Below are 26,945 nucleotides of genomic sequence, written 5' to 3' on the forward strand. Positions count from 1 at the left end.
CCAGGCCGCCCGAGGCGACTTGGCCCTTCGGGCTTCTATCCTCACGCCTTTGGCCCTTCGGGCCAGCGCGCTTCGCTTGCTCTTCAGCATGGTTCTTAGACTAGGCAGCTAGCCATGACGAACTAGCTGCTCACGTAGCTCCATGACCGGGATAGGCGGGTCGGCACGATGCACCATGGCATGACAATTTGGACAAAGCGGCTTCATGTCGTTGACCGGGTCAACATTCTGGGGGGCGTCCAATGTATGCAAAGGGACTTCATGATGTACATGGATAAAGTCAGTACCGAGCTCACCGTATACATCCCCAAAGCTCATTCCGCAGGCTTGGCATGATGGGCCGTAATGATCGAGGCAGGCCTTTCGGTTTGAGCGGCTTCTTTCATACTGGGTGACGATCACCTGTTGCCATTCGCCTTCTTCTTCCCCGCGTGAGGCCGGGGACGACGATGTATCATCGACGAGTTCTGTTGCTTCAGTCGTCTCAGGATGGTTTGTATCACTGACAGCTTGGCCTCGATAAACCTTGTCGACCCATGCCAGAAACTGTTCAGCAAGTAGCCCGACTGTCTCTTCCAGCTGTGACTCGACGGTAAGCTGGTCAGCAAAGGCCGGAATCGTGGAGAGGATCGGGTGCTTGGCGTCATACTGGACTCCGTTGACCACCGTATTTGATTCTTGAAGCTGTCTTTTCCAGGAGCGACCTGGCGGCACGTCTACCCAACGAATCGATTGGTTGTCGAGCAGGGTAGGCGCTTTACTTTGGGAAAACTTTGCCCACAAATCATCCTGCCCTTCATAAATCCACACCCTGCATTCCACGCGATGAGGGGTAACCGTAGGATCGAGTTCGAACGCTATGAGACGGATACCCTCATACGGTTCGTGATACTCAGCCCACAGGCTTTTCCGATGTTGTCGAGAGCATTTGAGAAACTTACAAACGAAGAGATCATCACATGGCGTTGGCGCATTCCTAAAACCCTGAGTCCAGCAATTTTTCGCTGAGTTCGACTTCCACCAATCTTCGAGCTCCATCAGGCAAAACTCCTTCACTAAATACCCATTTTCCGGGGTAGTGCCAATTCTTCTGGGGCTTCACCTTCTTTGAAGCCAACCAGATAAAGCACGTCTCCAACTGGCAGTGCTCCCTCCTGCGAATTTGAAGTCGTATTCTGGATCACTGGGCAGGTTGCATAGCGCAGAGTAACGCCCTGTTCATTCAGGCGTTCGATCATGGCCTGGAGCTCTTCAAACACCTCCAAACGCGCTGTGCTTGAATAAAGCTCGGCGCAGTCGCGATAGTCCCGTAGGTAATCAGTTAGCTCCGCGAATGCCAGCGCCTGGTCTTTGGAAGGCTCGAAGGCGGGCTCGATGTAATCGCCGATGCTTTCAGCTGCAAGCTTGGCCAAGCCCCTGCCTGATTCGGGCTTCAATGCCTTCGTCATGACATATTTCTGATCGAACTGCTCACGAGCAGCGCGCAGTTGCTCCTCGGTGGGAATCACCATGGGTTTCGTGAATGCATCGATGTCCTGGAACTCAAAGGCAGAGGCGAGAGAGCGAAGCGTGTTGAGGCTGGCCCCGGCCCCTGCTTCAACCCGCTGGATGGTTCTGGGTGTCGTCTTGGCGAGCTCTGCCAGAGTCTCCTGAGACCACTGGCGGAGTTCGCGCAGATACCTGATTACGTGGCCCAGTTCACCTTTGCTCAGTACGCGGGTTTCAACGCTCTCGAAGCTGCTCATCTCGTGTCCCCTGTTTCAGTGGCTGTTCAGATGGTTCGAGTATGAGTCGGAGGAAAGCCGGGCGACACGACACGAACCTGACAGTTTTGAACCTAGGCTCATCCTGCCTTCGGCTGCCACAGATCACCCTCCAGTAGAGACAGGTTAAGCAAGCCGGCAAGACTGGCGCACAGAGCCGCTTCAACAACCGTGAGGTATGTATGAGCATCCCCGTGCTCATGCCTCGCCGTCTAGGCCCCGCTACGTTCTCTTCTCTTTCGCCCTCCAATCCTTGCTATAAAGCAGTTTGTCGCGGTGCAGTTGTAATACCGTATTGGTTTGCAGGATTTTCTGAGTTGCGCTGCTGAACTTCTTTGCCTCATCAAAAGCTAGGAAAATCTGCTTTTGTTTGAAGGAGGCCAGGATCTTAATGATATGTTCAGTGGCGGCAATTTCGATATTTTTGTATATCATCGAATCATGGATGACGAATGGCAGGCGCGTGAGCGACAACATTGATAGGTCAAACCCGACCAACCCCGCATACGATTTGCCTGTTCCAGTATCCAGTGGAGAGGTGAAGCTGTAAGAGTTAGCACTCTTAATGCGAAGCTGGGACGGGTTACGCTCAGGCCCGTAAACAAGATTGTTGAATTTCTCAAGTTTATGATTTATAGCGCCTTCAATTTCAAGGAAGATTTTGTCGTAGATAGCGTCTAGGCGAGTTTTGGAAGCTGTCTCGCTATCATCAATGGAAACTTTCTGCTCGAAGAATTTATTTTCTTCCCTAGCCTTGTCGGTAACCTCTTTGAGTTCAAACACCTTCGCGAAAAGGTCTGTTGGAGTGCCTTTAGCTTTAAGAGTGTATTTTATTTGCTCATCCAGGTCGGTGATGAGGCCGGTAATCTCAGACTCATTTGCGACCAAAAGCTCAAGTTCACTTTTAAGTTCTTTGCTTACTAGCTTGCCAATTTTCGCGTGGAACTGCTCTACCTGCTCGAGACGTTCAAGGTTGGCCTCTGGGAAGAACTCAGCAACGAGGGCTATGTTTGCAGCCAGGCGAGGGGATACGCCAGAGAGATCTCTCTGAAGTTTTTCTCTTCTAGCCGAAATCAGATTTCTCTTATTGATCATCTCATTTTTGGTTTGTTGTATGGCCCTTAGTTTTTCATCGAACAGGGCTTCGTATGCGGTGATGGCACCAGCGAAGTTATCCTTAATGTCACTGATGGCTTGCGCATTGGTTTTAATGAGCTGACTGTTAGATTTATATTTGGTCATCGTGATCCGAGGGATAATTTCCGCAGTCATCGACTTCCTCATCAAATCTTTTTTATCTTTCAAGATCTGAAGTACAGCCCGCTCCACGGAAACATCACCCGTACGCTCAAAGAGATCGAGCAACCTGGCCACGCCCGCGCTGAGTCTTTCTTTTGAAGCTCCCGCTAATGGATGATCTGGATCAGCTTCTCCCTTGTTCCATATCCGAGCAAATGGGCCAACGATGGATCGGAAGGAGCTCTCTAGCTCAGACAGATCATATAGGCTTTTGAGCTTCTCTCTATACGCTTCAAGTGATATTTCGTCTTCTTTGACATGGTTTGAGTTACAGATTTCAACAACGTCTGGCTGCTCAGTAGATCTGGTGACGAATAGGGGGGCACCACCGAAATCAAATGTGATTTCGTATGAATGGCTCCCAAGTACCTTAATCACTCCTGCGTCGTCTACCAATAGGCTACTACCGCCCATTGCGAAGTCGATCACCAAGAGGGCTGATGATTTGCCAATGGAGTTCTTGGCTTCATCATCACCAAGGACAATGTTTAGCCCAGCATGGAATTCAATAGGGCTTTGATTGAATAGGTTGCATTTTATCTGTTTAAGCATATTCAATCACTCCAGTTTCATCCTGAACATCTAGATAACCTAAGAAAAATAAAACATCCATCGCAGCAAGAAATTCAGATGCGTCTAAGAATTGATCGCGAGTCTTGGCGAGGGCTTGGGCTACAGTTTCACCAGGCTCCTTCCCTGCTAGAATGGCGTGCATCTTGAAAATGGTGGATTCTTCAAGCTTTGTAAACTTACTAGGCACTAGCATCGAAAACCTCGCAGTTTTGAACAAAGAATGAAGTGATGATTTTCGAAACGTCTAGCGACTTACCGCTCCTGGCGCTGATCCATTGAGCGATATAATTGAAAACGACATCTTTGTTGTCGGGGTGTTCTCTATGCATCGCCCAAAAATAAGTGTTGACCTGGTTGAGCAGCATTTTTACGGCTGCTTGATCCCGTTGCTCAAGCAGCCGCAGTTCGTCCCGGATTGTCACGAAATAGCCAACCACATCATGTCGTATGTTGCGCTTCAAGACGTTGCTGGCACCTTTCTTTAGTTTCTCTTTCAAGGTGAAAGCATTTAGTTCTAAGTCAAAGGCGACAAGGCTTTCGTCGTCCAGATCAGCGAAGGACTCAATCAGCTCCCTTATCTCAATCCTGAGGCCGTGCTCAGAAATCGACTTTCTGGCATCCGTATCTCGGATGAAACCGTCCTTGATTTCACGCAACCGATCATATTCTTCAATCTTAAAGTCCTTGTCGTACTTCCGGTGACAAGAAGGGCACAAGCAGATCACGTTGTCGAGCCCATTGATGTCGATAGGTATCGTGTGATTTACCAATGCCAAAGTTTGAGCGGCAGTCGGGTTCAGAGGATAGATGTGAGCGACTTCATAAAACTTTCTAGGGTTTTTTGAACCTGGCTTCTTATCTATGATTACAAGAGCGCAAAGCGGACAGATACCACCTGTCTCCGCATAAAGCATGCTGTGCTCTTCAGGATGGTATGGTGTCCTTACATTCGCCATATAAAACCTAAATTGTCTGCACGCCACTCAGGGCTGAGCAGTGCCCCGGCTGGCTGATAGAAGAGTTATGACTGGGCGCAGGTATAGGCACCATACGGCAAGATGGGATCGCCTGACCTACGGATGGTTGGGAGAGTAGTAAAACGCTGTAAGCTGACGTGGCGGCTGCGCTTGTTGATATAGACACGCTGCTTTCGCAGGCTGCCTGTTCAAGATTCCACATTCCCTGTGCCTGATTTCCACTTGTCTTGCGCAACATACCATTTTGCCATCATCGCCGGTATCGCCAATCCAATCTTTTGAGCGCGGGACAGCCGATGGCAGTGTGAGCATCATAGAAGCTGTGAGGTATGATCGTCAGAGCTTGCCTCCCTCAAATCAGGCTAGGAATGATGCTGAAGGTTTTGAAACGCGTCTTTAACGTCCTCTATCCCGACCGCCGTCCCGATTGGGAGCAGAGGCGTGAGCGCGAGTTAGAGGTGGCATCAACGACCGAGAACCCAATCTTTTCCGTCCGCATGCCTGCTGAGCGAGAACCCCTGACAATTCGGGACATGGTTCGCTATCTCGTACTGACGCCAATCCAGCATTGCATGACCGTCCACCTCGAGGGGCCAATTCTCGAGGAGCCAGCGCACGGTGTTCATGAATTGCCCATGCGAAAACACAACGATGTCATTGGCCGGTTGCTCCGCTAGTCGCTCAAGAAATGCCAACGCCCTGGCCACAAGGTCGAAGAAAGACTCAGCTCCTTCACCGTCTGAAAAGGCTGGATCTGATCTCTGCCAGTAAGCATCGACCCATCCGCGCCGCTGTGCGAGCGTCGTGTCTACGCAACGTGCAGGCGCCAAGTATGTGAACTCGTGAATCGGCCAAGTCTCGAAGACGGCTGTGGGATAGAGGGCCGTTGTGGCCAGCGCCGTGGCTTGGGCGCGCAGAAACGGTGAGGTAACGACTAGGCCACGAGCAATCGTGAGCGACCGAGCGACCAGGTGGGCTTGTTCCAAGCCTTTTGCCGTCAAAGGGATGCTTGCGTGATCCCTGGTGCGCTCGCCAGCGTTGGCGGCGCTCTCGCCGTGACGTATCAGCCTAACTTTCTTCATCGACTATTCTTCCCTGGCTCTCATGGCCTGATTTGCACAATGCTGGCATGGCAGCGTGTGGGATAGCCATCGGAGAGACCGTGAAGAAAGATCTGAGCAAGGTGCTGATGCCCGACCGAGGCACTGGAAGCGCTGAAGGTCTTCCATCAGGCCGATCCCCAAGATGCAAGGTGCAGAATTTTCACTTTGCTCGCGGCTCACTGGCCTTTCTCCGATCAGCGACTTAAGGCGCCTGCACAGCCTCAGTGACGGCCATTTCAGAAAGGTAGGTCTTCATCACCAAGGGGTAGGTGTGCTGCCGGCGGCTTCGGCGATAGGGCTTGGTGAATGCCCTCAAGCCGTCCCAGCATTTCGTCGAAAGTAATCACGAGCACATCCTTCAAGCTGTTCCGATACTGTTCGAAAGCACGCTGCTCACTGACCTTTGATGGGGTTCGACCAATGATGACAATGGCCGCCACGGCATGTGCGTAGACACGTTCATCGTGGTCATCGGCATCGGTCAGGTTGGAAATGCTCTTCTGTAGAACGCTTCTCTGACTGATGACTTGGGCCACGGATCCACTGAGCTCGTAGGAGGGCACGTAGGTCTTGCGGTAGGCTTTGCCGAGTAAATCTTGCCCAGGGTGCTTGATCTCGATCAGAGCGAGGTTTCCAGTGGCCTTCGCCGCCATGAGAAAATCCGAATACTGACCTCCTTGACCTCTGAGGTTCTTACCACCGACATAGGGTTGTTCTGAAATCACCTTCACTGGATAGCCGAATGCCATGTCGAGCACAAAAGGATGTTCACCCAGGAAGCTCTGCCACTTGCTCTCAGAGGCGTTGCTCTCCAGCATCCTTCGGTAGACCTCAATGAGTTCTCCGAGCGTTATGAACTCGATCTCAGACTTCAGCTGATACAGGGTTTTCGGTGCAGATTTCGCCAGCGCGGGGACGCTTTGCTGCGCAAGCATGACGGCCTGCTTTTGATCTTTGGGTGATAGACGGGGTGCCACTGACCCCAGCGATACCAGATTTGCAAGCAGATCTGGCGGGAGCTTGCGTTCACGGGGAGGAAAAAGCTCAGGGGCCGCTTTGTGCAGGAGCCCCGTGTAGCAAACAAGTTTTTTGTCGGCAGCGGTTTCTCGCTGATGCCGCTGAGTTAGCCGATCAAGGCTTCGCTCCATTTTCTCAAGCTGAGCAACGCCTAAACAGAATTGATTGCCTTCGATTTTCGCATCAAAGTTCCCTGGCCCACCATGCAGAAACAGTGTGTCGATTCCCTCCAAATCATTTAAAGCCTGGATGATGTATCGGTACTCGTAGTGGAAGCCGAGACCGTAGCGCCAGTCTTTGGTGAGCCCTACAGGGAGAAGTCCTAGTAAATCCTCAAGCTCATCCTGATTATTAGGATGTGGATATTCTTGGAAGACAGGGCGAGTGACCACTATCGACTGGATGGTGTCGTACTTGGGCTTACCGTACTCAGAGTGTTCCGAGCGGGCGTTGATAGGATAAATGGTCAAATACTCGGAGGTGACCATCAATAGGAGATGCCAGCCTGACCTATTGTCCGGCAGAGGTACATCGCTGTAGAAAACGAGTGTGGGGCCGTAGAAGTCATTTTCGTCGTATTCGCCCGACTCTAGTGCTTCGAGTTCTCCCTGGCTCAACCCTCTCGCTTCGCCATTGTCGAAACGAAGGAATGGGCCGCCATCTGCGCGCTGTTGCATGGCGTACTGTGAGGGGCGCATAGATGGCATGAGCTTTCGTCCTTGATCAAATGTGGATTCTACTTGCCCACACACTGGCGGAGCCAAAGCGAGTCTAGCGAGCCGCTAGTGTCCCGGAAAAGTGATTGATGGGAGGGTTGGCTGGAGAGATCGGTATATCACTGCGAAGGTTCTAAGTCGTCCATGCTTTAACTGAACATGCCAGCGATAATCCTGGCGTCTAGCAAAGCGTGGTGCGGTAACTTTTCTCCGGCAGTGGTAGGGGATAGCGTCGTCGCATCGGTGGGAAAATTTCGCACGTTTCTTGGCCAGCGTCCCTCTGCATAGGTCAGCTCGCAAAAGAGCTCCCAATCAAATTGCGGGGCGTCCGTAACGATCTCGATCTCACTATCGAAAGACGCTAGGAACTCTAAAAGTGACATCCTGGCATCGATGATGGGCAACATGTAGCTTCCGCCCCATAGCTTTGGAAGCACGATCTCCTTTACGAAGTCACTGCAATCCTCGGCTCCCCACGTATCCCGCAATTCAACGTAGAATTCGCGCCCATTCTCGGCTACCAGTGCCAGGGATATCAGCTTCGCTGCTACTGATAGCTGGGTAAACTCGCAATCAAGAAAGAGCCTCATGCTACCAAACCTCCGTGATGACTAGGGCCCGCCTAAATATGGCGCAGGAGGGACTGCTGTGGGATATGGCCCTCCAGCATCTTGGCCATGATGAGCTACTTGAGCTGGTTGTGGAGCTTTGGCGAGGCGCTTCGTCTCCACCCACACGATTAGTCGAGCATCTGAGCACCGGCCACGTGAGCCAACAAGTCCTGAATATACTGAAAATTGCCCAGGAGCGTTTGGGGGCCTTCGTACCGGGTCGAATGCCAGTTGCGGGTAAGGTAACGTTGTACGCTCGCCACGCGAGCGATCTAGCAGACGGGCTCATTACTCGACTCCCGAAGGACAAGCTATCTCGAGCCTGGAGGGGGGGCTTGCCTCGAAATCGACTTGGGCATCTGACGTCCAGCTGTACTTTAAAAGGATGCCTAGAACAGCCATCCTATTTGAATCTTTCGAGCTTACTACTGCACTTTTGAGATGCTCCATGAACTCTGATCTAGAACAAGAAATGCGTCGTGCTTTGTTTGGTACGACCCAGCCGGAAGTACCTTTGAATGTCCCTCCCGTGCACGAACCCGTGCCAGAGGTCGTATTCACCAAGCCTGTAGCAGCGCCCATTGCCAAGAAGAAAAAGGCGAAAGCCTTTACGCCTAGGCTAAAGGTTACTCTTCGGGTGGGGAACGAATTCGAGGGGAAGATGCACGAGCTGATTCACGAAGCTGACACGTTGAGCTCGTTGCTTGCTGAGCAAGACGCTGTGAAGTCTGCCAGGAAAAGGTACAAGTACGTGGAGGTAGTCTCGGTCAAATCGATGTAAATGATTGGGTGCCACCTTTCTAGCTCAGGCGTGTACGCGATGTACGGCTTGGCTGAGCTGGCAGAAGACTATGATGGCGACGAGGGAATTCTCCTCTCACAGAAGGATCTGCGGAACGCGGGTTCGCACCGATTCGTAGTGCTTCATGACTTTGGAGATCCCTCGCGAGCGAGGCAAGCTCCTGAAGTCGAGCATCTCAACCACTCAGACTTTGTCGAAGAAGCTCTGGGTACTCTACGGGTCGCAAGATCACTTTAAGCAAGCGGCTCAATAAATGGATTTTCCTCGGGGGAGAGGATATGGGTAAAACTGCTATGTATCAGAAGCGGCTGACTCTGTTTATTGACTTTCTGGGTTTCAAGGATATCGTTGAAGAAACAGCAGCAGATAATGAAGCGCTGAACAAGATTGTCGGTGCACTAGAAGATGCAGCAAGCACAGCGAAAATAGGAAATAAGTCTGACTTCCACGTTTCCCAGTTCTCTGACTGTCTTGTGATTTCTTATAAGGTTAAGAGTGCGGATGCTCTATTCGAGATCGTGAATAAGCTCAGCCTCATTGTGGTTAGAATAATTGGTCGGGGCTACCTACTACGTGGAGGGCTTACCTATGGGGAGCTGCACCACTCTGACACAGCTGTCCTCGGCCCGGCCATGAATCGTGCGTATTACCTTGAGTCAGAGGTGGCCAAATACCCACGAGTGATCCTCGACCCGGAAGTTTTCAACGAGCTCTTGGAGGACTCATCTGCAGAGGTGGTGGAGACGATAAAGCAGGTTCTCGTGAAAGACGAGAACGATGGGATATGGTATTTCGATTATTTTTCCTCCGAGTCAGTAGCGGAAAAGGTTGCGGGGGAATTCGACTTTTATCCCGAGTACCTTGCTACAATCTCTGGCCTAATTAAGCGTGGCTTGAAACATCAAAGTGTCGGCGTATTGTCCAAATATATTTGGATGCATGAGCACTACCAGTCTGCCCGTGAAACCTTCCTCGGGGCGCCTAGTGATCATCCCGCCAGGACTAAATTTCCAGGCTTTTTGGAGTCGATTGAAGCACTCCCAAGCTTAAGCAGGGCTGTAACAAAAGCAAGGGACATTGTTGCCAAAGCTGCTCAGGGAAAAGAGCCGCCAAAAAGAAAGAAGGAAAAGGTCTAGCTGTAGGCGGGGGTATTAGCTATCCGAAACATCTGGCAGAGGTGGCACTAGTTTGCAGGTAGTTCTACCGATCTTGGTAATCATGAACGAATACCATAGCGCACCTTACCCCCGCGTGCAGCGCATCATCGATAGTCATGGCGGCTCCAAGGGCGCATACAGATTCTTTCACTGTCTCCGTATCGATCCGTCAGTGTCTCCCCTGAGTCTCGACACGCAAGCCACTGGCCATATCCCAACGACACCACGGGCGTTTCTGCAGGTTGTCAATAAGCTAGTTTGGAGGGGTTAAAATTGTTGGATGGAGATGTATGTGTCGTCGCCAGTGGAATATTCCGAGTAAGCCGGTGTGCCGACCTTTTGCTTGTATTCTTTCAGGTAAGGGCTATCCATATTTGCCAAAAATCTGATCAAGTACGTTCCGGGGGCACTCAGCTGAAAAATGTAACTGATGTCATAGGTTTCACCCGCGCCGATATCAATAAAGTCGCCAACCTGACGGAAGTTGCCTTTGAAACGAGTGCTTCCAACGGGTACCTCTGTGAGATAGAGAGGAATACCTTCTTTGAACGCTATTCCCGTCACCGAAAGTGCAAAATTATCCAAGATAACTCGGGATGCGGCCGTACCTTGATTAGAAAGCTCTACGCGCACCTGAACGGTGGAGGGGGCATCGGATTTTGGTGAGACTGTTGCTGTGACCTTTGACCGTACGTGAGGAGCCAGCGAGGTCTTTTGCTTCAATTCTCGCAAGGTATAGCTTGCGATTTCCTGTTCCTGCTTAACATAGATAACGTTGAAGGCAATCCAAATCCCGCCGATCACTATCCCCAGTACAGTCACATAATTGAGGATGGTTTGGCTAAGTAGATTGTGCTTTGTTTCAGAGGAAATTGTCGCAGCAGCAATATCTGCTTTTGTTTTTCGCATTCCTAATGTCTCACATTTCCAAAAAGTCAGCCTGCATCCCCGAAGCAATCGTGCGTGGACTGTTGTGCTTAGATGAGGGTGATGAAACTCAAAACCCACCTATCACTAGGTTCGCTGACGCGCTCCATCCCGTATTGAAACGTTGATGGATAAGGCGATGATGAGGCGCGTCGTGGTGGAGATTCTGCCTTCAAAGGCTTACTCCTTTTGCCAGTACCGTTGAACAGTCGATGTGGGCAAACCCAGCTCGCGCGCAGCTTCGGCTTGTGTCAGGCCCTGCTTTTTCAGTTCAACAACGGCACTGACCCTCTGAGCATCCGCTCGAGTTCCTCGAGATCGTTTTTTCAATGCTCCGTCCTGAATCTGATCCTCCATGATTTTAAGGCCGCCCGACTCGATGAAGCTTTGAAGCTCTCTTTGCGCATTTTTTATCAAATGTTCAGGAGCCTCTTTGTCACGGATCGCCAAGCACAACGCCAATAGAGTCAGAAGGTTGATATCGAGCGTTTCGGCGATCTTGACGAGGGTCGGTAGCGTCGCCTGGATTTTCCCTTGTTCGAGCAAGCTGAGGTTACTCTGGCTGATGGTTCCTGCCAGGGCCTCATAACCCAATCCTTTCATTTGCCGGATGGCACGCAGCGTGACGGCTAGCTCTTCCTTCACGTTCAATTTCTCAAAATGAAGGATAGAGCCATACTCGCATCGGCCCGCCAAATATCTCCAATTGTTAATAGTGGGATATTTGCTTATGATGGCCATTCAATAGGATGCATAGCGCCAAGGAATCGCGTGCCTTTCGGCAGCATCCCTATCCGGTTGCCAGAAGCATGAGCAGGGTCAATCGAAGGCTGCCTACGCTGAGCTTATTCAGAGCTTGGCAGGGTTTGAAATAGGGTTTATCCGCAGTGTTTGTAACCAATAGCAGCAATTTGCAGGGGCAATTTAGAACTCCGGACAGCATTCGAATGCTCTGGAAATCGGTCGATATCAGTCGGTGCGAGTACTCGTTTCTGATTGAGGGTATGGGATTAGAGGATGGTGGCTTTAGTCCGGTTGCTCACCTAGTTACGGATGTGGAAACCGTTCAGATGATGCGTGCAGCGGAGCAGGGCGAATTCCTGATCGTGACGAACATCCATCTCATACTTCCACCCACAAAGTGCGAGCAGGGGTCATACGCAATGGAGCTTCTCTCTGAAATTCGCATCCAGCCTGGCACCGAGGAAAACCCCGTCTACGAGTTCATCACCGGAACGGGCCATATCTACACCAGTGCACGCACATGATGGTTCAAACACTGGAGGCGCCATGTCAGTAACTCTTGATGAGATTGCTCAGTTTTTTTACGGAAATGGGGAAGTCGTTCTTGGTTGGCATGGCGCGCAAGAAGAAATAATAGGGCTGGCTGAAAAGACTTTTCCGGGGAAGCCTTTCTGCCTAGTGAAGCAATGGATCATTGCTGATCTCCAGCTCACTCAGGCGGAGCAGGATCGACTCGCATCAATGGGGTTGCTACCAAATGCTGTCTACTCCCATGAGGTCGTCATAGACAGCCGCCGACGTTTTTCTCCAGGCCACTGGGTGCGCACCAATTTCGGAATTTCGCATGACCACCCGTGCTTGTTTGAAACCAAAAGCACGGTCTACCTGTTGCTTGGTGATGGGGTAAGGAAGCCAGCAGCACTGAGTACCGTTTTTTCGTTTCGAGCGTAACTGACTCAACACTTTCACCCACGCTGCTGCCATTCAGGCAGTGCGATTGACTACGCCTTTAAAAATTGCAGGAGCACGTTTTGATTCGATTTGATTGCCGGCAGGTCACTGGAGTGATCGAGAAGCCACGAGTGATTGCTACTGAGCAGGGGACTGTGACCGCGCGCATCGTTATCGATGGGCAGGTGTTGCCGAATGTTTTGCTGCCAGGAAAGATTTTTGAAGAGATTGAGGCGGGGGAGCGAGTGACCCTGTACGGCATCTTCACGAAGAAAAAGGACAAGACTGAGAACAAAGCCATCATCTACGCAGTAAAGGGTTCGAGCGGCAAGCTTGTCGCGGCTAAGCAGTACCAGATCAAAGTACCGGTTCTAATGCTAGTTGCAGCGGTACCCTTGATGATTGCGGTGGCCGTTGCTGGTTGCTTCATTTCGCCTTATCCGATCCACCTCGTAACGGGTAGTGTCAACCCTAGTTACCTCGTTCCGGCGACGTTCAAGGCTGCGGCTTGGGAAGGAGTCGCTGCTGGCGTGTTCATGGTTGGATGTGCGATCAACTTTATTCGAAAAAGTAGCCAACCGGAAAGCTGGGCGGTGATCGATGCTGCGACGCTTTCTCAGCGCTTCAGTAAGGCCTTTAAGTAAGTACTTCATACCATTCCTCCCCTTTGGCGGAGGCTTACTAAGTGAAGGAGAGGTGGCACGTGCAGAGCGATGATATCGACCGCGAACGACGTCGCAAAGCAGTGGCTGAGGTTCTTGCTTGTCAGGCACTCGAAGGTGTGAGGCCTTCCTCTACGCACCTTGCTGAGATGCAGCGATATGCGGATGGCCTAGTCAGTCTCGACGAGCTACTGACGGAGTTGGTTGAGTGCATACGGCAGAGCTCTCGGTAAGCAGTTAACTTCCAGGAAGGCGGGCTTTGAGATTTCTTTACCATGCTTGATTCGAACTGCCCGACAAGCAGCCGGCTGACGCCGAATGATCGAGTTCTATTTCTCGATTTTGATGGGGTGCTGCACCCAGACGATGTTTACCGTACCCGGAGTGGTTTGGAATTGCGTGCACCCGGGCAACTCATGATGCATGCCGGAATCCTTGTCGAGATCCTGAAGGAGTTTCCTCAAGTCAAAATCAGCTTATCGACAAGCTGGGTGCGCATCCTGGGCTACCGACGTGCACGCGCAGCCTTACCGCCAGAGTTGCAGTCTCTTACGGTGAGTAGTACATGGCACTCGAGGATGCCCAAAGCGCCCCTTGAGGGCTATGACATGTTCAGCCGCTATCAGCAGATTCGTGCTGCAGTAACCAGGGCAGGCCTGACGAATTGGATTGCCTTGGATGATGACCCTTTTGAAAGCTGGCCAGATGATGATCGACGGCTGATACGCACTGATCCTGACTTGGGCCTTAGTTCACTGCCGACCCAACTGGAGCTGCAGCTCAAGCTTAAAGCCTTGATGGAGAGGTAAGAACATTCCCACGACGCTTTGGAATTGCCGCTAAGACTTAGGTTTATTGGCTTCAGTAACCGTATTCGGTGAGCAATTTGCGCAGGAATTCACGCCGTCTTTGAGCGATGCACAGAATTAGGTAATCGCGCTCGTAGTCCTTGGTCGTGAGGTGCCCGGCATCCACAAGTCCATGGATGTAGCCTTCCGCTTTGCCTCTCGCTTCGAGCAGTGCCTCCATGGTGGTGCTTTGGTAAATGTCTTCAGCCAGCAGTCGCCACCGTTTCTTTTGGTGCTGCCCGACTGGGTCGTCCGAAAATTTGGTGCGTTGATCAGGGTGTTGAAATTGGCACTTGCGTCAGGTGTGTTCAAAGCGGATTCTCAGAACAGTGATGTCTGTGCCGAGGTTATCTGCGCACACTTAATGGGCTGCTGTTGGCTGGCTTTTGTAGGCGCTGGCGCGAAGGAACGATTCCAATGATGGTGCTCGCTTTCGCTGTCATCTTTAAAGCCTGGAGCTCGATATGGGACACCTCAGCCTAGAGGACATCTACCTCGATGACGTAGAAAAATATGGCCATCTGCGGGTGGGAATGACCGACCTCTATGTAAAAGACAATCACGCCATTTATGGCGTGGTTACGCGAGGTGAATACCGCGAGCTGACCAGCAGGTTACTGCGTGACGAAGCGGTGCAGATGATCATTAGCGCTAAGCTCGCCGCGTTGCCCGAGGACTACGATCCGTGGATTAGGAGGATCGAACGCAATCGCGCCTTATACGCTAGGTATGGGGACAAATTCGATCCCTGGGGAGACGACTGACAGCTCCTACGTCCAGTCAAGTTGCGGCTTCTCATCCTACTCCACCGACCTGGTGATTACGCTTGTCGAAGAACCATCGATTGTTGATGCCGATACGATTTTGACCCCGGCGGCTGATTTTGAATGACCCGTCTGCAGTCTCTGCAATATCGAGCAAGGTCATCGCTTCCAGTGCATTAGGGTGGGTCAATCGACTCCAGCAATTTGGGTCAAAATTTCATCAGCGCCAACAGGGCGTCGTTCCTTCGGGCCTTGCGCCCGCTTACAGACGCCATGATGAATAAATTCAAAGCCTCGAAGGTTCGCGTTTTCGGGGCTTCTATTTTCGCCTCCATCCCTTAATGATTGGCGAACGTGGCGGCGAGAATATCAGGGTTGAATCGGTTGTAGCCGACATACGAAAATACAGAGAAGCGCAGCGGCTGAACGGTCAGGAGGTATGAGCGATATCCTCTTCTAGCTCCCGCACAGCCTTGCTGGCTTTGATTTCAAATCGACGCTCCACCTCTGCTTCACTCAGCTTCAGGGCGTCATCGCCAAGCCACATGGCAAGTTTCTCGCGCTTCTGGCTGATCGTGAGAGCATCGAGGTTCGGTATGTATCCGTTATTGGCTTTCATGCCCCGCTGCAGCTCGTAGAAGGTCTTGATCAGAGACTTCGGATGGATCTCACCGCTTGGGCAAAAGCGGTCTGTGAGCTTCCTGATCGTGTGATTGATGGCACGCAGCTGGGAAGTCGTGGTGATCTGGCAGAAGTAGGCAGCCCAGCCGAGGCGCTTGCCTTTGAATATGCAGCCAGTAATCCTCAAGTTTAGCTTCCACTGGCAGTAGGCCAGGGCGCGCTCCTTATCAGCAGGACGTCGGGCTGTCGCCAGTTTGTGCCGGTATGCCGTGAAGATTTTGGCGATCGATGACTCGAACCTGAGAATGCTTTCGTGGCGAATGAGCACTTGGCCGCTCTCGATCTGGTACCCCAGAAAACTGAAGGGGTCGGTTAAACTCTCCACTTTGGACTTCGATCCCGTTTCGAAGTCATGCGGGTTGAGTTTCAAGGCCTTCAATTCCGCGATGAGCTCATTAGCCGTAGAGTGCGCCACTCCCGCCGGCCCCAAGATCAGAATGTCGTCAACGTAACGCTTGTACCAAATCCCCGTCCGAGATTCGAAAAGGGAATCAATCCCTTGTAGAGCAATCTCCGCGAGCACATTAGAAATTGCGAGGCCTTGCGGAACGCCGACTGTAGGACGATCGGCTCCTTTACTTCCCCTAGATTCAGGCACCGTGGGCGTTGTGAGCGCGTCGGTAATTAGCTGTCTGAACTCGGGTTTCTGAATTTTTTTTCGCGTTGCGGCGGCGACCAATTCGTGAGGAATTGATGGGTAGAAGCTTTTAAGATCAATTTTGGCGTATTCGGCATACACGCCGGAATTGAGCGCAGTTTTCAGGGAATCGATGACTGTCTGGGGGAGGGTGAGTTTCGCCATGGGGAAAACGTCAGATAGGCAATTGCACAACGCACGTAGGACGATTCTGTCTCTGGCGGTTGGAATGGATATCTGCCGAGGCGGCGACGAGGCCCCCTTGAGAATCAGTTTTTCCTTGTAGGCAGTGAAGCGATATTCACCCTTGTGAACCTTCTCAATTATGTGATCAAGCTCCGCGCTTAACTGTTTGTCGAGGTTAGCCGGACGCATGCGGTCGAGGCCTATGGCCCCGGAGCTTTTGATTTTATCGGTGTAGATTTCCTGGAGACGCTTTCGGGTAAATACCTTTTTAAAGCTTTTCGCCGCGCTCATGGTTTGTTCCAGAAAGAGTAGAGGCCTACCAGTACCGGGAGTGCATAGAGCGACGCTGTAATCAGTAATCGCATCGTCAGCCAAAATACGGCTGAAAAGTATTCAAAGCCTGTGGGCATTCGAGTGGTGAGACCGCTGGCAAAAACGCGTGCGATCCGATCATCGATTTCCCGATGATTTTCTGATTCAGCCAACAGTTCGTCATATCTGGTGACCTGTGCCGGTGTTGGCGCAGAGGATGTGGTGGTTGGTGAGCCATCAGGCAATCCCCGATGAAGCTTCTGCAGCTCCAGATAGTTGGTGCGCATTAGCATTGCTCGGCCACGAAAGTCGCGGTTCGCAACCGCAAGCGAAATGCCGAGCAGAGCGACCGAAAGGATCGTCGCCATGACATCTGTGTCTGGGCCAAGGATCGTGCTGTGTCTGATTGTCAGCACACCCAGCGCTGTGCTGAGGATCGCGTACCATACCAGCAAGAGTTGCGAGTGAAAGTCCAGCCACTCCAGACGCTTATGAGCCTGAATGCGTGCCTTGTAAGTGAACCAGACGCTGTCCTTATTCACGCACATCTCTCCATAGAAAAGGGTGAAGGGGTGGGGGGATTTGAGTACCGTTGAACATCCCGTAGGGATCAGTGGGCCGAAACCCAACAGCCGAAGCTGTTAATTATCAGAACCGCCCTCGTTCGCACGAGAGGAGAAACCCACCCCTTCACGACTGATTCTACAGTGCCATTATGAAGCGTGGAAGCCACCCAGCCACTTGACCGTTCTCTTCCCTTGGCCTCCGATAATTGACGTCGCCCCCCCTCTCGCGGAGGCTTTGCCGCATCCCGTCCTTTGTTCACTGGCGCATTGTTCGTGTGAGGGCGGCTGAGCCCGCAAAAATCTCGCTGATTGTATTTCTCTCGTCGGCCCCCATAACCTCTTCAATGCTGCATGTGGATAGCGCGTCGTTCCAGAACGTTAAAAAATGGGAATGCGGCAACTGCTGTGAAACGTTCAATCAAAGGAAAAGTGAATGACCCTTTCAGTCCCTTGGGGAATCGTAGGTTTTGTGGCTGGCTGGTGTTGGAGAAAGGTCGAAAAGGCCTTGTTCTATAAAACTTACCTCCATTCTCATCGTCGCTGGACGAGCAAGCATGGGTTAGGTTCATTTTGGGAGCGGCTTGGTGAGCATTTGGAGTACAGCGTTTATCTTGCAGAATCCACTGACGCGCAGCCCCAAGAATCCAAAATCGCTTTGAGAGCAAAGCAAGGCACCGTCAACCGCTTCGAATGTGTGTTCGAAGGTCGGGGTATGGGGGTGAAATACCAAGACAGGATCATTGCAGTCGACGTGGACAAGACACCGGCCATTTTCAAATTGAATAACCAGCCGGTGTGTGAGCTTATCGACGTGGCGAATGACAGGGTACGGTTCTCTTTAGATACCTACCGCCTTCGCCACTGCAGTGTCGAACTGAGTGATGGCCGCAACATCCTTATACCAGATGGTCTGACCCAAACCTTGACCCAAACGTCGACATGGAACTCCCAGTGGTCTCAGCGCTGGGACATGGATTGGAATTTGGATGCGGTGAAATTTGCCAAGCAGGAGCTCGAAATTTATTGGCGATGGTTTGGCACCTACTCCTACTCGGGCACGTGTGTTTCCATTGCTAATGGTGGGCCAAAATACGCTGCCCCATGGGTGCGCATAGGTGCTAAGGCTATCGGATGGGTCATGAGCAGACGATGGCTGGTGACGGCTCAGTTCTGGCTGGCGATCTGGTCGGGCTTATGGGTGCTAGATCAGGATGACCGTTTGAGATGGCGTTGGAAGAAGCCAGTAAGCGATTCAGGCGTTTGAGACGGTCTGGTCATTTCTGTCATGAAACGGGTAGGGGGTGGCATTCAGACGGCTACAAAGGCTGGATGTCCCAACCCTGCTCGCGAAGCTGCACGCAGTTGGCGTCGAATGCTTCTCCCTCGCCGAGCGCTCGTCTGCTGATTGCCAGGCAGAGCAGGTGAGTCGGGCGCGTCATCGCTACATACATGGCAAGTAGGCGCTGAGTAGTTCTCTTTCCAGGTCGAGCCCCGCCGTGGCTGTTTTGCCCGGCAGCCCATGGCAACAAACTAGCGATGAAGTGCTCGTAGTTGAACGTTTCAAGCACAAGCGTCGCAGTGTGGGTCTGCCCCTTGCTCGAATGAATAGAGCCGAGTTTGATGTCCACCACACTATTTTCATGAGTGCTTCGGAAGGTATTCACTGCATTATGTGCAGCCCCTGTCTGCGCAACCTCTAAGCTTTCCGGTACCCAAGCAAGGTACTCCTGTGCTGTCTCGGATTGCTCATGCGCGCCACCAAGCACTGATGCCAAATCGGAGAAGCGGCGTGCGTAGGATGACCAGCTGCCGGTGCTGATGATGTTGGATGTGAACAGCAGCTCAACCACCAGTTGTTGGTAGCTGGCCAAGTCTTCTGGGTTGGTTAAAAGTTGCTGAACCTGGACATGCTGCCGGGCCCCTATCTTGATTTTGGTAGTGAGGTTGGTGAGGTTCACCAGGTGGAGAAGCCCCTTGGCGACTTCCTCAACGCTATGGTGTGCGGTATCGCCTTTAACGAGGTTCCGCTTCGCTTGACGAATGCGCTCAATCAACGTCGGAGGGCGGTATGCCGCCGCCCCTGCGTTACGGTCATAGCCGTCCCAGTAATGCCCGACCGTCTTTGGATAATGTAGCGGGTCGGCATCGACAGGATTGAAGTCTCTATGGGTATAGCCGATCGCCGAGACTATGGCTTTTCCATGCAAGGCAACGGGGAGCTCTTGGAGAACCAGGCGTCCATAAGCATTCAGTACACCGCTACAGTCACCATCAGGGAAAATAAAAATGGTGTGGCGAAGTGGCCTTTCCGCATCCGCGTTGCGCCGCCCGGAAAGCCCGTCTACAACGGTACGGAAAGCAAAGGGATTTGCCAACAACGCGATCGACTCATCGAAGCGAAAGCTGCTGGAGATGTCGACTGTTCTGCTTCGATCCGGAAAGTCACTGCCATTGGTGTGGACGTCCGATTCGAAAATCGCCTGATTGGGATCGCCAACTCGCGTTACGCATATCCCTGGATTGTCACGGGGGAAAATCGCGCTCAGGTAGTCGTTCTGCATCGCTGAGGTGTCTTGCATCTCGTCGATGAAGACGCAGGGAAAACGGTGCCTCAATCCCTTCGTGACGCTAGGTCGCTCACTAAGCTGGGCGGTGCCCAGTACGAAAATTTCGTCGTAGCAGAAGTACCCTTGCCGGGCTGCCTTTCCTACCGCTCGCGCCATTATTTGATAGCTTTGAGCATCTGGGCCACACGGAAGGGTGCCCCGAGCGACCCCAAGGCGAGGATTGGAAAAGTCTGTACTGGCTAACCGGAGCAATTTGGTATCGAAGGTTCTATGTCCTAGGAAACCGCGCAGAATCCTCCTGTCCTCTCGTTCCTCCCACATGTACTTTGAGCGTACTCGGTGAGTCAGCTCATCATCGATCGCAGTGAAACGATTTTGAGTACACAGTAGCCAGGGCGTGGCAAGAAAGCGTCTGACGAAGCCATGAATCGTGTCGATGTAGTGAGGGTAACTCAGCAGTCGCCGGCCAACCTCAGTGTTCCCTAGGCGCTGCTCGATTTCATGGCGAGCAACGTTGGTGTGAGATAACACGCAAATCCCGCGAGTGCGGCTCTTCCAGTAGCGGGCAAGGATGGCGAGTTTGGCGACAAGCAATGTGGTTTTACCGCTTCCCGGGCACGCCGATACGTCGAGTGTTTCTCGTGATCGAAGAAACGCCATGCGCTGCTCATCCAGACCCTCAAGCTTCATAAGTCCTGAGATCCAGTCAATGTCCTCGTCGGTTATTTCGGGCACTAGGTCACGGAATGTGATCATGGCGTCTGCCGCTCAGGTTGCTGCGATGGTTGGTGCTGCTCGTGGGCTAACTGCAAGTGAGAGGTCGCATAGGTGATCGCCTCAACGAGGTAATCGGGGAATATCTCTTCCGAACCCTCGCGCCGTACCACAACCTCTGGATAGCGTTGTTCCAAAATATCGACGAGGTACTGAGCCGTGATTGCTTTTGAGGCTACCTTGCGGTGGAACAGGGCATAGACAGTAGAACTTACTTGCTCTGGCGAGAGGTTTGAACTGTGATAGCCGTCATATTCAGCAATGGCCTGCTCGATGATCTGATCATGCGTTTCCCTACCGGTATGAAGTGCATCATCCTTCGCAGCTAGGCGTGCGGCGATCAACACCTCGCGCGCCATACCGCTGAAGGCCAAGTCGTATTCCAATGTCCAATGCCCCGCCACGAACGTTTTTACATTCTGCTCGTCGTTCGCTTTACGTAGGCGACGTCGCTCCTCCAAACCGAAAAGTCGGCTTTCATCATCGACACCAAAATCGCGCGTTGCGCGCCACTTTCTCTGTGCAGTATTTTCCCATTTCGGATCGTCCGCACCTTCCACTAAGCCTAAGATTTCTGGAGCGCAATCCGGCATGACATCCATGTCCGAGACACAGGCTACAGGGATGTTTAGAACACCAGACCCGGGGCTCGCACGTTGGAGGATGCGGGCATAGCGACCGAGACCAATGCCCCCGACATTTACGACCGACACCCCATGGCGGGTTAAGTCCTTTCCGAGCAGCTTCGCCAGCGCCGGCAACAGGATGGCCTCAGCATCGCCCTCGACGATGAGCACTCCACGTGCAAAGAACAAATTCGCCTTGGTTACGTCCAGGAAACGGGCGAGGAAGCGATAGTCCCCTTCATCCAGCTTTGTGTGCTGCTTCCCAAGCGAATAAGCTTTGCGGCCGTGCATGAGCACTAGATTGTCTAGGGCGATCCTGGAGCTGAGGTTGGGACTATGGGTGGTGAGGATGACTTGTACCGGGCGTGTTTCGCTTTCCTGGCTGGCCTCATCCGCAGTTGTTTCGCGATGGTCAGTGGACTCAGATGAAGGGGTTCCGGAGCCTTCGTTCCACGGAAATGAGTCTTCAACACGCTCATCGTTTACCGTTTCTTGTATGACAGCGGGGGAGGCGGCTCTGGGGTTTGCTGCTTCGCTCAAAAATTCCATCAGGCGCAGTTGCCGCTGGGGATGGAGGTGGGCCTCGGGCTCCTCAATGAGTAACAGCGGCAGCCCATCAGGCTCCTTGCCCAGCAACAGCAACTCACAGGCCATGAACATCAGGTTATTGGAGCCCAGTCCATACTCGCCCCGTGCCTCTTGTGATCCTTGGTCAAGCAGGCTCAGTTCCATGCGTTCCAGTATCTGCCTGAGACGGGCGGATTCGGAACTGCCGTCGACGAAGTTGATGCGCCCTTGTAGCTCATCCCCCTCAAGCGAAAGATGCGAAAGGTAGTTGTCGTTGATTGAGCCTTGTGCAGCAGCCACGCCTGGGTGCAGATTCACTAAATGCCGTAAGTAACCTGCTAACCCAGTGAGGCTCAACGATGCGGGGTTTTCCAAGGGCCGATCGGTATCGAATCCAGTACCGTCCTTGATGTTGGGGAAGTTTTTGAGCACCTGCGACAGTCGTGATCCACGTCCTGGAGACATTTCCCGTGTGGCATCACGAAGAGGGCGCAGGTATGCAGCAGCCAGAAGCTGCCGGACGTTGGTGTCGAGGCTTGGGCCGCCGCCGCTGTGACCACTGCGCACCACAATATCCACCCAGCGACGTGCTAGTACGTCGTCCGAGAGCCTTCGTGCTGTCCAGTGGATGTAAACGACCGCAGCGCTACCATTGAACGTGACGTACTCAGATAACGCCCCCTGATCCGCGACGGATAGGTCTGCAAATTTTGCAACGATCGTGATCTGGGTCGCCTGCGGCCCTTCGGCAGGAATATGGAAGTCTTCGGGCTGCAGGCGTACGTATTCTCCGTCACGCGTTTGAAGGACGAACCGCAGGGCATCGATTACCGATGATTTACCCGCGTCGTTCTCCCCCACTAATGCGGTGACGCCTTTGTTGAACTCAATGAAAAGATGGTTCGGCTCTGCGCCAAACTGACGGAAATTCTGAACCTTGAGTGCTGACAAATACATCCATGTGTTCCTCTCAAAGAGGGGGGCGGCGTATTGGGCGGATCAGCCAATAGTACTCGAAACCGTCCAAGATTCTTGCTCGCTGGCGAGATTCAGGTGGACTTGTCGGCGCTGATGCGATTTTCACCCAGTCTGCTGCTTTTGACTGACCCACATGCTGCCTCCGAAATTATTCGCAAGGTCATCATTTTTTTGAGTACTCGGGTGGATCAACGAATTCCAGCAGCCTGGTTCAAAATCGCATCAGCGCCAACACCCCTGTCTGGCTCATGTCTCAGCGTAGAGTACCCTTCATGTACCGTGAACCATAAGATTAAGTGCTCGAAAGAGAATTTTTTTGGTTATTCGGTCACCGCCAAAGCGTAGCTAGAAAACCTAACGCTAGTCCGGTAGCGGCACTTGCTGCAATCCACCAGCTACTGATCAAGCCTGAATGCCAAACTTTAATTGCCAGCATGCCGAAACTGGCTATTCCCGTGACCCATTTAAAACGTGTGGCGACTTCAGAGGCACGACCGATAGCCATGAAAGTAGCGATGAGGCTCGCCTGTAAGGCGTAAGGTAGCTTCCGAAATATTCTTCCGGGTTTTGTTACTTCGTAGCGGCTGAAGTAAGTATTGTCACCATAAAGATTTACCGGATATATGACGGATTTTAGCAATTTTAGCTTGAAGGCAAGTTCAATTGACTTCTCAAGGCGAAATCTCCAGTTCCTTGCGATGTCTTGTTCGTAGTGCGAGGCTTTTGCTCCCATTGGTGAATCACAGTCGAACAAAACCTCGCAGCCCATTATGCGATTTGCTTCGCTGTTGAGTCGCGAGTGATGATGTTTCGTTAACCCGACTCCGCGCTCTATCAGATCAATGCTGCAAGCTATCAAGTGTCGCTTCATCCAGATTTTAAAATTACGGTTAACTCTTGGCATTGGTATGAGGTTACTTTGCTAGGATGTTAATGTCGTTATGTGAAGAAATGAAGATGTTTGCTGGCTTGATGCATTTATTATGTTTTCGTTTCTTCGAAATAAATTTAGAGCTTTGGCTTCTATCTTTCTCTGCACCGTAGACCAATCCCGTTATCGCTGTCCAGTGGGGCTATGCCCCCACTCGGTCATCCGCTCAATCCAGTTGTGAGTTGAGTTCAGTTTGTGTTGGGATTAATCGCACCATCTATGTCGATTGAATCACTCAGTGACCACGACGAGTCGCCCAGAGCACGGGTCACGACATAGCCACAACCATTAGGGACGTGATTATCGATCTCGTAACTGCGCCACTCGATCATCGCTCGGGCATCAACCTGGAGTAGCTTGCGCTCGATGAGCCAAGCTGCCACATTGAGAAATTGTCCGTGCGAAAAGACTAGGATTTCTTGCGCCGGGTGTGTGGCGACGCGATCTAGGAACGATCGTGCGCGGCCAATAAACTCCAGAAACGACTCAGCACCCTCTCCATCAATGTAGGACGGATCTGCGTTCGCCCAATACTGGTCGACCCATGCCTTCCGTTGCCCGACGGTGGTGTTCACACATCTGGTCGGATCTAGGTAGGTGAACTCCTCGATGGGCCATGTCTCAAATGGAGCGTCAGGGAATACGGAGATGGTCGCATCTGCGGTCGCTCGAGCCCGAGAGAAAGGGGAGGCAATGATTAACTCAGGTGCACGGCCGACGGATTGCGCCACTCGTTTAGCTTGTTCGATTCCCTTTTCGGTGAGCGGGATATTTGCATGATCGAGGGTGGCTGCCCCGGCATTGGCCGCGCTTTCTCCATGACGCACTAGCCTGACATTCTTCATTGACTTACCTGTCGTTTCGCCGACTTACGACACCAGTAGCGTTGCTAGGGGCATGACTGGAATCAGGGTAGAGGTGGATGGGGTGGCATATCGACTTCTGAAAGCTCGATCCAGTGAACCTCATTATCGCCCGCATCCAGAGCGAGCTGTTAATAAACAGGGAGGGGAGCTTGTCGGCGTACGGCATCGTGGCTTCTTCCGTGGAAGAGAGACGCGTCGTAATCTCTAGGGGCGTCGTCCCTTCGGGCCTTGTGCCCACCTATGACTGGTGACCCCAATGGCCTGCTGGGCTCTGGCTCAAATACGTGCAAAATTATTGAGAATTATGGCAAAGCGATAATTATGGCCAGCCAATAATTTTAAATAAATCACAGTTGTTTTCTCAGCGTGACTCACCTCGCGCCACTAGCTGAGGGACTGCGTGCCTAGCCAGGCGCTTACCTTTTCCTGCTTGTTCAGGATCCTTTGCTTCAGCATTCCAGCATTGAAGAGAGCGAGCAGTCGTTGTCTGTTCGTCCCACCAGGAAACGATTCGGCGATCTCGACGTTACAGTGGTTGGACTCACTCAAAGCTCACCTTATGATCATGTCCGCAGCGGCCCTGGAATGATCGGCCTTGGTTGACCACTACAGATGACCTCTTTACTAAGTCTTTGGTTTTCTTAAGCAGACTCATTACTGAAAAGGCGAGGCGGGGCGGGGCGAGTCCTGGGGAGGCGGTGGGACTCGCGGGCATAAACTGGGTCACCGTAAGCTCATCCGCTTGGACGCGACCTAAGCACACGCTGTAAAAAACTCATGTCACGCTGTGCTATAGTACCGATAAGTGATAGCTAGGCTAGCACGCACACCTCCCTTCACGGGCGGAGAACTTGAGGAATGAAAATGCTTGGACTTCTGATTAAACCGAGTAAGGAGGAGAAGGAGCTTCTGGAGGCGTTGCGCGATCTCCAAACTCTACGTGTAAGCTCCCGTGGAGGGATGTCCATTGATTCGCAAGAAATTCTAAACAACAAGAATTTTATCGCTGCGAGCGAGAAAGCAAAAAAAATTGTGGCTAGTGAATAATGGGGCTTTTGTTAATTTTGCCCATTTTGGTCAGTGGCTACATCTTTTGTCACGGCAGTATTTATCGTCAGGCAACCATCAGTCGTTACGATGGCCAACTGCTGTACATGCTGATTGCGAAAACCGGAATCTTTCTTTTTGCTATCGCTTCAGTAGCAAGTTTTGCTCTGATGTATGTTAGCAAACACTTATATTTTTCTTTTTTCATTGCAGACTATGCCGATTACGTGAAGTACCTGAAAGCGTTTCTGGTACGCAACGTGATGATTGAGGAAAAGGGGGCGCCGCTCTGGGTTTTTTTTGGGCAGGCCACAATCCTCTCATTTTTTTTGGCTTGGCTTTGCCCAAGAATCTTACCTTTTTTGATCATGGTTCGTTTCCAGATAGGCCCCTCAAAGGTTAGGGCGCTGATTCTGAATTCGCAGGTACCCCTTCCTCCGCTGACCAAGCATTTGCTCAGCTCGATAAGCGACGAGAACAGCCAATACATGTTTTCGATGGATGATCGGAAGGTCTATGTCGGTCGAGTATCCTCAGTAGGTGATCTACATGAGACGGGCCTAATGGACGAGGATTTCGAAATCGTTCCAACAATGAGCGGGTACCGTGATAAGGATACTCTTAAGGTTACCTACACCACCGATTACTCCGCTGTAGTTGAGGATATGCAGCGAAGAGGTAGGAAGATTGGTTTCACGATAATCCTTTCACAGAAAAACATTGTCTCGATCAGCCGATTCGAGTCTGAGGTTTGGGAGCGATTCAAAGCCCAGCAATCTCAGACTGAAAAATCAAAAGAGGGACTTCTAGAACGCTTGGGGAGCTTTATTGAAAAGCTCTGACTGAAAAGTTCTACCACGTTGTACTTCACAAATCGCTATAGAGCGAATAATGCAACGTCAGCCTTAACACTCTCAATAGGTGTGCACCAATATGCGGTGGGCCTTTTCGGGATGGAGTAAGGCGTTGGCTTTTGTATACATAATATTAAATGGTGGGCGGATTGGTACTAGGCCTGCTGATTGATTTCTTGACCAACCTGGCTTTAATAGCTTAGGTTTCCCCAAGTTAAGTATCGCAAGCAATCGCTGCCTTTCGCCAATGGATGGAAACCATTCCGCCAACTCGACATTGCGGTGTCTAGACTTGCTGAGTAGCCATTTGACGATCATGCTCGCAGCTGCCCTATAGTGATGCCATGCACAGCTTCCGTTCTTCACCAGTCCAGTTGCGGTCAGCTAACTGTCAACGATGCCAAGGTCGCCAAAGTAGGCGGCGGTGTCAGGATAATGA

At 51.9% G+C, this 26,945-nt stretch carries 28 protein-coding genes; 12 read left to right on the forward strand and 16 right to left on the reverse strand.

The features are described from left to right. Positions 1-108: 108 nt before the first annotated feature. The 8 genes from AABM55_RS07155 to AABM55_RS07190 all read right to left on the reverse strand — a co-directional run bounded on the left by AABM55_RS07155 (position 109) and on the right by AABM55_RS07190 (position 8,038). On the reverse strand, positions 109-1,038 hold the full coding sequence (locus AABM55_RS07155; protein WP_347929173.1) for an HNH endonuclease: 930 nt from the start codon (positions 1,036-1,038) through the stop codon (positions 109-111). A gap of 17 nt (positions 1,039-1,055) precedes the next feature. Next, on the reverse strand, positions 1,056-1,745 hold the full coding sequence (locus AABM55_RS07160) for a helix-turn-helix transcriptional regulator (RefSeq protein WP_347929174.1): 690 nt from the start codon (positions 1,743-1,745) through the stop codon (positions 1,056-1,058). A 240-nt stretch (positions 1,746-1,985) separates the two neighbouring features. Further along, the gene (locus tag AABM55_RS07165; protein ID WP_347929175.1) at positions 1,986-3,614 is read right to left on the reverse strand and encodes a DUF2326 domain-containing protein; all 1,629 of its coding nucleotides are present in this window, start codon (positions 3,612-3,614) and stop codon (positions 1,986-1,988) included. Next, positions 3,607-3,822 carry an ABC-three component system middle component 7 gene (locus AABM55_RS07170; protein ID WP_347929176.1) on the reverse strand — a complete coding sequence of 72 codons (216 nt, stop codon included), beginning with the start codon at positions 3,820-3,822 and terminating at the stop codon, positions 3,607-3,609. Before AABM55_RS07170 ends, AABM55_RS07165 begins: the two co-directional genes overlap by 8 nt. Continuing rightward, entirely contained in the window at positions 3,815-4,549 is a 735-nt protein-coding gene (locus tag AABM55_RS07175) for an ABC-three component system protein (RefSeq protein ID WP_347929177.1), read from the reverse strand. Before AABM55_RS07175 ends, AABM55_RS07170 begins: the two co-directional genes overlap by 8 nt. Positions 4,550-5,076: 527 nt before the next feature. Further along, positions 5,077-5,694 (reverse strand): histidine phosphatase family protein, encoded by a 618-nt coding sequence (locus AABM55_RS07180; protein WP_347929178.1) that lies wholly within the window; start codon positions 5,692-5,694, stop codon positions 5,077-5,079. 257 nt (positions 5,695-5,951) lie between these two features. Next, complete coding sequence (locus AABM55_RS07185; RefSeq protein WP_347929179.1) at positions 5,952-7,439, reverse strand: Shedu immune nuclease family protein; 1,488 nt, start codon at positions 7,437-7,439, stop codon at positions 5,952-5,954. A 158-nt stretch (positions 7,440-7,597) separates the two neighbouring features. Continuing rightward, on the reverse strand, positions 7,598-8,038 hold the full coding sequence (locus AABM55_RS07190; protein WP_347929180.1) for a hypothetical protein: 441 nt from the start codon (positions 8,036-8,038) through the stop codon (positions 7,598-7,600). A 469-nt stretch (positions 8,039-8,507) separates the two neighbouring features. On the opposite strand from AABM55_RS07190, the gene AABM55_RS07195 reads away from it, so the two are divergent. Both AABM55_RS07195 and AABM55_RS07200 read left to right on the forward strand, forming a co-directional pair. Next, positions 8,508-8,840, forward strand: coding sequence for a hypothetical protein (locus tag AABM55_RS07195; protein WP_347929181.1), 333 nt, complete (start codon positions 8,508-8,510; stop codon positions 8,838-8,840). Positions 8,841-9,139: 299 nt separating this feature from the next. After that, positions 9,140-9,997: a hypothetical protein gene (locus AABM55_RS07200; RefSeq protein WP_347929182.1), complete on the forward strand. Its 858-nt coding sequence runs from the start codon at positions 9,140-9,142 to the stop codon at positions 9,995-9,997. Positions 9,998-10,285: 288 nt separating this feature from the next. Here AABM55_RS07200 and AABM55_RS07205 read toward each other — a convergent pair whose 3' ends face one another. Together AABM55_RS07205 and AABM55_RS07210 are read right to left on the reverse strand one after the other, a co-directional pair. Next, positions 10,286-10,927, reverse strand: a complete 642-nt coding sequence (locus AABM55_RS07205) for a hypothetical protein (RefSeq protein ID WP_347929183.1) — start codon at positions 10,925-10,927, stop codon at positions 10,286-10,288. Between the two features lie 198 nt (positions 10,928-11,125). Then, positions 11,126-11,590: a helix-turn-helix domain-containing protein gene (locus tag AABM55_RS07210; RefSeq protein WP_347929184.1), complete on the reverse strand. Its 465-nt coding sequence runs from the start codon at positions 11,588-11,590 to the stop codon at positions 11,126-11,128. 242 nt (positions 11,591-11,832) lie between these two features. Here AABM55_RS07210 and AABM55_RS07215 point away from each other — a divergent pair, with 242 nt between their 5' ends. The 7 genes from AABM55_RS07215 (at position 11,833) to AABM55_RS07240 (ending at position 14,914) form a co-directional block, all read left to right on the forward strand. Further along, entirely contained in the window at positions 11,833-12,213 is a 381-nt protein-coding gene (locus AABM55_RS07215; RefSeq protein ID WP_347929185.1) for a hypothetical protein, read from the forward strand. A gap of 22 nt (positions 12,214-12,235) precedes the next feature. Continuing rightward, a complete protein-coding gene (locus AABM55_RS07220; RefSeq protein ID WP_347929186.1) occupies positions 12,236-12,640 on the forward strand; it encodes a hypothetical protein in 405 nt (134 codons plus the stop codon). A gap of 80 nt (positions 12,641-12,720) precedes the next feature. Beyond that, on the forward strand, positions 12,721-13,284 hold the full coding sequence (locus tag AABM55_RS07225) for a hypothetical protein (RefSeq protein ID WP_347929187.1): 564 nt from the start codon (positions 12,721-12,723) through the stop codon (positions 13,282-13,284). A 101-nt stretch (positions 13,285-13,385) separates the two neighbouring features. Continuing rightward, entirely contained in the window at positions 13,386-13,535 is a 150-nt protein-coding gene (locus tag AABM55_RS29830) for a hypothetical protein (protein WP_367576149.1), read from the forward strand. A gap of 42 nt (positions 13,536-13,577) precedes the next feature. Continuing rightward, on the forward strand, positions 13,578-14,111 hold the full coding sequence (locus tag AABM55_RS07230; RefSeq protein ID WP_347929188.1) for an HAD domain-containing protein: 534 nt from the start codon (positions 13,578-13,580) through the stop codon (positions 14,109-14,111). Positions 14,112-14,283: 172 nt separating this feature from the next. Continuing rightward, positions 14,284-14,571, forward strand: coding sequence for a hypothetical protein (locus tag AABM55_RS07235; protein WP_347929189.1), 288 nt, complete (start codon positions 14,284-14,286; stop codon positions 14,569-14,571). Between the two features lie 43 nt (positions 14,572-14,614). Further along, the gene (locus AABM55_RS07240; RefSeq protein ID WP_347929190.1) at positions 14,615-14,914 is read left to right on the forward strand and encodes a hypothetical protein; all 300 of its coding nucleotides are present in this window, start codon (positions 14,615-14,617) and stop codon (positions 14,912-14,914) included. Between the two features lie 430 nt (positions 14,915-15,344). On the opposite strand, the gene AABM55_RS07245 is transcribed toward AABM55_RS07240, so the two are convergent. Together AABM55_RS07245 and AABM55_RS07250 are read right to left on the reverse strand one after the other, a co-directional pair. Then, a complete protein-coding gene (locus AABM55_RS07245; protein ID WP_347929191.1) occupies positions 15,345-16,709 on the reverse strand; it encodes a reverse transcriptase domain-containing protein in 1,365 nt (454 codons plus the stop codon). Next, entirely contained in the window at positions 16,706-17,272 is a 567-nt protein-coding gene (locus AABM55_RS07250; protein ID WP_347929192.1) for an SLATT domain-containing protein, read from the reverse strand. The genes AABM55_RS07245 and AABM55_RS07250 overlap by 4 nt, the downstream gene beginning before the upstream one ends. Before the next feature lie 457 nt (positions 17,273-17,729). On the opposite strand from AABM55_RS07250, the gene AABM55_RS07255 reads away from it, so the two are divergent. After that, complete coding sequence (locus AABM55_RS07255) at positions 17,730-18,560, forward strand: hypothetical protein (protein ID WP_347929193.1); 831 nt, start codon at positions 17,730-17,732, stop codon at positions 18,558-18,560. Positions 18,561-18,612: 52 nt separating this feature from the next. On the opposite strand, the gene AABM55_RS07260 is transcribed toward AABM55_RS07255, so the two are convergent. The 4 genes from AABM55_RS07260 to AABM55_RS07275 all read right to left on the reverse strand — a co-directional run bounded on the left by AABM55_RS07260 (position 18,613) and on the right by AABM55_RS07275 (position 24,584). Further along, a complete protein-coding gene (locus tag AABM55_RS07260) occupies positions 18,613-20,619 on the reverse strand; it encodes a UvrD-helicase domain-containing protein (RefSeq protein WP_347929194.1) in 2,007 nt (668 codons plus the stop codon). Then, on the reverse strand, positions 20,616-22,787 hold the full coding sequence (locus AABM55_RS07265) for an AAA family ATPase (RefSeq protein ID WP_347929195.1): 2,172 nt from the start codon (positions 22,785-22,787) through the stop codon (positions 20,616-20,618). Before AABM55_RS07265 ends, AABM55_RS07260 begins: the two co-directional genes overlap by 4 nt. A 349-nt stretch (positions 22,788-23,136) precedes the next feature. After that, complete coding sequence (locus tag AABM55_RS07270; RefSeq protein ID WP_347929196.1) at positions 23,137-23,712, reverse strand: hypothetical protein; 576 nt, start codon at positions 23,710-23,712, stop codon at positions 23,137-23,139. A 215-nt stretch (positions 23,713-23,927) separates the two neighbouring features. Further along, positions 23,928-24,584: a histidine phosphatase family protein gene (locus AABM55_RS07275; protein WP_347929197.1), complete on the reverse strand. Its 657-nt coding sequence runs from the start codon at positions 24,582-24,584 to the stop codon at positions 23,928-23,930. An 885-nt stretch (positions 24,585-25,469) separates the two neighbouring features. On the opposite strand from AABM55_RS07275, the gene AABM55_RS07280 reads away from it, so the two are divergent. Continuing rightward, a complete protein-coding gene (locus tag AABM55_RS07280; RefSeq protein WP_347929198.1) occupies positions 25,470-25,652 on the forward strand; it encodes a hypothetical protein in 183 nt (60 codons plus the stop codon). Beyond that, the gene (locus AABM55_RS07285) at positions 25,652-26,494 is read left to right on the forward strand and encodes a hypothetical protein (protein WP_347929199.1); all 843 of its coding nucleotides are present in this window, start codon (positions 25,652-25,654) and stop codon (positions 26,492-26,494) included. Before AABM55_RS07280 ends, AABM55_RS07285 begins: the two co-directional genes overlap by 1 nt. The last annotated feature ends 451 nt before the right edge of the window (positions 26,495-26,945 follow it).

Source organism: Pseudomonas helvetica, assembly GCF_039908645.1.
Taxonomy (GTDB): domain Bacteria; phylum Pseudomonadota; class Gammaproteobacteria; order Pseudomonadales; family Pseudomonadaceae; genus Aquipseudomonas; species Aquipseudomonas helvetica.

Excerpts from the sequence above, each read along its gene's own strand:
- AABM55_RS07255 (WP_347929193.1), top strand. The coding sequence starts at position 17,730 with ATGACCCTTTCAGTCCCTTGGGGAATCGTAGGTTTTGTGGCTGGCTGG.
- AABM55_RS07200 (WP_347929182.1), top strand. The coding sequence starts at position 9,140 with ATGGGTAAAACTGCTATGTATCAGAAGCGGCTGACTCTGTTTATTGAC.
- AABM55_RS07165 (WP_347929175.1), bottom strand. The coding sequence starts at position 3,614 with ATGCTTAAACAGATAAAATGCAACCTATTCAATCAAAGCCCTATTGAA.
- AABM55_RS07205 (WP_347929183.1), bottom strand. The coding sequence starts at position 10,927 with ATGCGAAAAACAAAAGCAGATATTGCTGCTGCGACAATTTCCTCTGAA.
- AABM55_RS07180 (WP_347929178.1), bottom strand. The coding sequence starts at position 5,694 with ATGAAGAAAGTTAGGCTGATACGTCACGGCGAGAGCGCCGCCAACGCT.
- AABM55_RS07240 (WP_347929190.1), top strand. The coding sequence starts at position 14,615 with ATGGGACACCTCAGCCTAGAGGACATCTACCTCGATGACGTAGAAAAA.
- AABM55_RS07185 (WP_347929179.1), bottom strand. The coding sequence starts at position 7,439 with ATGCCATCTATGCGCCCCTCACAGTACGCCATGCAACAGCGCGCAGAT.
- AABM55_RS07155 (WP_347929173.1), bottom strand. The coding sequence starts at position 1,038 with ATGGAGCTCGAAGATTGGTGGAAGTCGAACTCAGCGAAAAATTGCTGG.
- AABM55_RS07285 (WP_347929199.1), top strand. The coding sequence starts at position 25,652 with ATGGGGCTTTTGTTAATTTTGCCCATTTTGGTCAGTGGCTACATCTTT.
- AABM55_RS07220 (WP_347929186.1), top strand. The coding sequence starts at position 12,236 with ATGTCAGTAACTCTTGATGAGATTGCTCAGTTTTTTTACGGAAATGGG.
- AABM55_RS07190 (WP_347929180.1), bottom strand. The coding sequence starts at position 8,038 with ATGAGGCTCTTTCTTGATTGCGAGTTTACCCAGCTATCAGTAGCAGCG.
- AABM55_RS07195 (WP_347929181.1), top strand. The coding sequence starts at position 8,508 with ATGAACTCTGATCTAGAACAAGAAATGCGTCGTGCTTTGTTTGGTACG.
- AABM55_RS07260 (WP_347929194.1), bottom strand. The coding sequence starts at position 20,619 with ATGATCACATTCCGTGACCTAGTGCCCGAAATAACCGACGAGGACATT.
- AABM55_RS07235 (WP_347929189.1), top strand. The coding sequence starts at position 14,284 with ATGGATGTAGCCTTCCGCTTTGCCTCTCGCTTCGAGCAGTGCCTCCAT.
- AABM55_RS07230 (WP_347929188.1), top strand. The coding sequence starts at position 13,578 with ATGCTTGATTCGAACTGCCCGACAAGCAGCCGGCTGACGCCGAATGAT.
- AABM55_RS07275 (WP_347929197.1), bottom strand. The coding sequence starts at position 24,584 with ATGAAGAATGTCAGGCTAGTGCGTCATGGAGAAAGCGCGGCCAATGCC.
- AABM55_RS07245 (WP_347929191.1), bottom strand. The coding sequence starts at position 16,709 with ATGAGCGCGGCGAAAAGCTTTAAAAAGGTATTTACCCGAAAGCGTCTC.
- AABM55_RS07160 (WP_347929174.1), bottom strand. The coding sequence starts at position 1,745 with ATGAGCAGCTTCGAGAGCGTTGAAACCCGCGTACTGAGCAAAGGTGAA.
- AABM55_RS07265 (WP_347929195.1), bottom strand. The coding sequence starts at position 22,787 with ATGTATTTGTCAGCACTCAAGGTTCAGAATTTCCGTCAGTTTGGCGCA.
- AABM55_RS07280 (WP_347929198.1), top strand. The coding sequence starts at position 25,470 with ATGCTTGGACTTCTGATTAAACCGAGTAAGGAGGAGAAGGAGCTTCTG.
- AABM55_RS07175 (WP_347929177.1), bottom strand. The coding sequence starts at position 4,549 with ATGCTTTATGCGGAGACAGGTGGTATCTGTCCGCTTTGCGCTCTTGTA.
- AABM55_RS07270 (WP_347929196.1), bottom strand. The coding sequence starts at position 23,712 with ATGCCAAGAGTTAACCGTAATTTTAAAATCTGGATGAAGCGACACTTG.